3 protein-coding genes are annotated in these 3,274 nt (G+C 70.6%); 1 reads left to right on the top strand and 2 read right to left on the bottom strand.

Features of this window, described 5'->3' with window-relative positions:
* Positions 1–134: 134 nt before the first annotated feature.
* Positions 135–1,253, top strand: coding sequence for an aminopeptidase P family protein (locus AB0C29_RS40060; RefSeq protein ID WP_360832072.1), 1,119 nt, complete (start codon positions 135–137; stop codon positions 1,251–1,253).
* Positions 1,254–1,315: 62 nt separating this feature from the next.
* Here AB0C29_RS40060 and ppk2 read toward each other — a convergent pair whose 3' ends face one another.
* Together ppk2 and AB0C29_RS40050 are read right to left on the bottom strand one after the other, a co-directional pair.
* Complete coding sequence (ppk2, locus tag AB0C29_RS40055; RefSeq protein WP_360832068.1) at positions 1,316–2,143, bottom strand: polyphosphate kinase 2; 828 nt, start codon at positions 2,141–2,143, stop codon at positions 1,316–1,318.
* Between the two features lie 15 nt (positions 2,144–2,158).
* On the bottom strand, positions 2,159–3,274 hold a 1,116-nt coding region (locus AB0C29_RS40050), incomplete at its 5' end, for an HAD-IC family P-type ATPase (RefSeq protein WP_360832065.1).

The raw sequence follows: 3,274 nt of genomic DNA, 5'->3' as shown, positions 1-3,274 counted from the left end.
GGCCGGCACCGCAGCGAACCGCTCACCACTCTGGACCGTTCTGCCGCCGCGGCGGCGGCCACTCACACCATTCCGACCCAGCCGGCCGGGCGCCGCTGAGGCGACTGCCCCGCCGGCGACAGGAGGCACGTCCGATGACGACCAGGCCGTTCGACGCGAAGGACTACGCCCGCCGCATGGAGCGTGCGGTCATGCAGGCCCGCGAGGCCGGGCTCACCGGGATCCTGGTGAGTCCCGGTCCCGATCTCGCCTACTTCACCGGCTATCACCCGACCGCCATCACGGAACGGATCACCCTGCTGATCCTGGACGCCGACCGGGAACCGGTCATGCTGGTGCCGGCGCTCGAACGTCCCGACGTCGAGGCGGCCCCCGGTGTGGGCACCGTCTCGCTGGTCAGCTGGGCCGACGGGGACGACCCGTACGCCGTCCTCGGATCGCTGCTGGACACCGTCGGCCACTACGCGATGTCCGACTCCACCTGGGCGATGCACCTGCTCGGCCTGCAGCGGCTGGTGCCGGGCTGCCGCTACAGCGCGATGACGACAGCGCTGCCGATGCTGCGGGCGGTCAAAGGCAGCGACGAGGTCAGCCGGCTCGCCGCCGCCGGGGCGGCCGCGGACGCGGCCTACGAGCAGATCATCGGCGTACGCTTCGCCGGCCGCACCGAACGCGAGATCGGCGCCGATCTGGCCGGGTTCCTGCGCGAGCACGGGCACACCCAGGTCGACTTCACCATCGTCGGTTCCGGTCCCAACGGCGCCAGGCCGCATCACGAGATGGGCGAGCGGATCGTGCGGGACGGGGACATGGTGATCCTGGACTTCGGCGGCCTGTGCGAGGGCTACGGCTCCGACACCACCCGTACCGTGCACGTGGGTCCGGCCACCGACGAGGAACACGAGGTCTTCGATCTGGTCCGCCGGGCCCAGCAGACCGCGTTCGAGGCCGTGCGACCGGGCGTGGCGTGCCAGGACATCGACCGGGTGGCGCGCCGGGTCATCGACGACGCCGGCTACGGCCGGTACTTCATCCACCGCACCGGGCACGGCATCGGGCTGACCACGCACGAACCGCCGTACCTGGTGGAGGGTGAGTGGCGGCCGCTGGTGCCGGGCATGTGCTTCTCGATCGAGCCCGGCGTCTACCTGCCCGGCCGGTTCGGCGTACGGATCGAGGACATCGTCACGGTGACCGAGGACGGCGGGCGACGGCTCAACAACACCCGGCACGAGATGCACATCGTCTCGTGACCGGCCGGGGGCGGCGGCAGCAACGAGGCTGCCGCCGCCCGTGGCCGGGCTGTGCGGACGGGTCAGTACGGCGTAGCGATGAACCGCAGCGGCATGGCCGGTTCCTGGTATCCGTTGGCCTTGTCCCGCTTCGGCAGGCTCACCGCACGATGCTTCAACGGCTCGTACGGGACATTGGCCAGCAGATGGTTGATGATGTTGAGCCGCCCGCGCTTCTTGTCGTCGGTACGGGCCAGGTACCACGGCGCCCAGGCGGTGTCCGTCGCCTTGAACATCTCGTCGCGGCACCGGGAGTACTCGTGCCACCGGCTGTAGGACTTGAGGTCCAGATCCGACAGCTTCCACACCTTGCGCGGATCGTCGATGCGGCTCTGCAGACGCCGGGTCTGCTCGTCGGCGCTGACCTCCAGCCAGTACTTGAGCAGGATCACCCCGGAGTCGACGATGGCGCGTTCGACGTCCGGCGCCGCCTGCAGGAACTCGTCGGTCTGCTCCTGGGTGCAGAAGCCCATCACCGGCTCGACGCCGGCCCGGTTGTACCAGCTGCGGTCGAAGATGACCACGTCACCGGCGCCCGGCAGATGCGGCACGTACCGCTGCAGATACATCTGCGACCGTTCGCGCGCGCTCGGTGCGGGCAGCGCGACCACCCGGAACACCCGCGGGCTCACCCGCTCGGTGATCGCCTTGATCGTGCCGCCCTTGCCGGCGGTGTCCCGGCCCTCGAACACGACACAGACCTTGGCTCCGGTGGACCGCACCCACTCCTGCAACGCGACCAGCTCGGCGTGCAGCCCGCGCAGCTCCCGCCGGTACTCCTTGTTCTTCATCCGCGGGCGGGGCAACTGGCCGTTGCCGGCCGCCGGATCCGCGTGTTTGTGCTTGGCCATGGCTCTCCTCGGCGTTCAGCGGGGAAGGGGCGGAATGGAGTTCAGGGCCGGTGGACGGCCGCGCTCCGGGGTGACCGCTCGCACCGGATCGGTGGCCGCCCGGGGCACATGGCGCCGGCGCACCAGCTTCGCCGTCTCGACCGCCACCGGCAGGGCCAGGCCGAGAGCCAGGCAGGCCAGCCACTGGGGACCGGTCAACGGCTGCGTCAGCAGGCTGTGCTGCAGGAAGTCGACCCGGGTGGCGACCACCAGCAGGACGACCGGGATCAGGCCGATGGCGGCAGCTTTGCCGATCGGCGGCAACAGGCCGGAAGCCGGGTCCCGGCGGTTGGTGATCGCGTTACCGACCGTGCCGAGACCGAGCACCACGAAGGCCATGGTCATGGCCGCGCTGGGCGCGTCGGTGCGCGGCTGGTCCGGACCGGCGACCAGCGGTACGAGCGCAGCCACGAACAGCACCCCCGCGTAGAGCAGCCAGTACAACACCGCTCGCGGGTTGGTGATCGGCACCTTCGGGTCGCGCGGGGGCCGGTCCATGACGTGCGGATCGCCCGGGTCCACGGCGATGATGATCACGCCGATGGCGGTGGCGAAGAAGAACAGGTAGAGCACCATCGACGGGGTCAGCGCCACGCCCTCGTTGATGTTGAACGCGGTGGCCGCCACGAAGAGCAGCACCAGGGCCAGCAGTTGGGTCATCTGATACCGCACGTAGGCGACGATCTTCTCGTACACCCGGCGGCCGATCCCGACCGCGCGGACCAGCGTGCCGAAGTTGTCGTCGGTGAGGATCATGCGGGCGGCCTGCTTGGTGACCTCGCTGCCGCTGCCCATGGCGACGCCGATGTCCGCCTGTTTCAACGCCGCGGCGTCGTTGACCGCGTCCCCGGTCATGGCCACGATCCGGCCGTCGGCCTGCATCACCCGGGCCAGGCGCAGCTTGTCCTGGGGTGACACCCGGCCGAAGACGTGCAGCTGGGGCAGTCGCCGGGTGAGGTCGTCGTCGGACAGCTCGCGCAGCTCGGTGCCGCTGACCGCGCCCGGGCCGAGCCCCAGCTTGCCGGCGATCGCCTGGGCCGTGACCGCGTGGTCGCCGGTGATCATCCGGACGTCGATCCCGGCCCGCAGCGC

It is taken from the genome of Actinoplanes sp. NPDC048791 (genome assembly GCF_040650095.1).
GTDB lineage: Bacteria > Actinomycetota > Actinomycetes > Mycobacteriales > Micromonosporaceae > Actinoplanes.
This window is presented reverse-complemented; position numbering and strand designations above follow the sequence as displayed.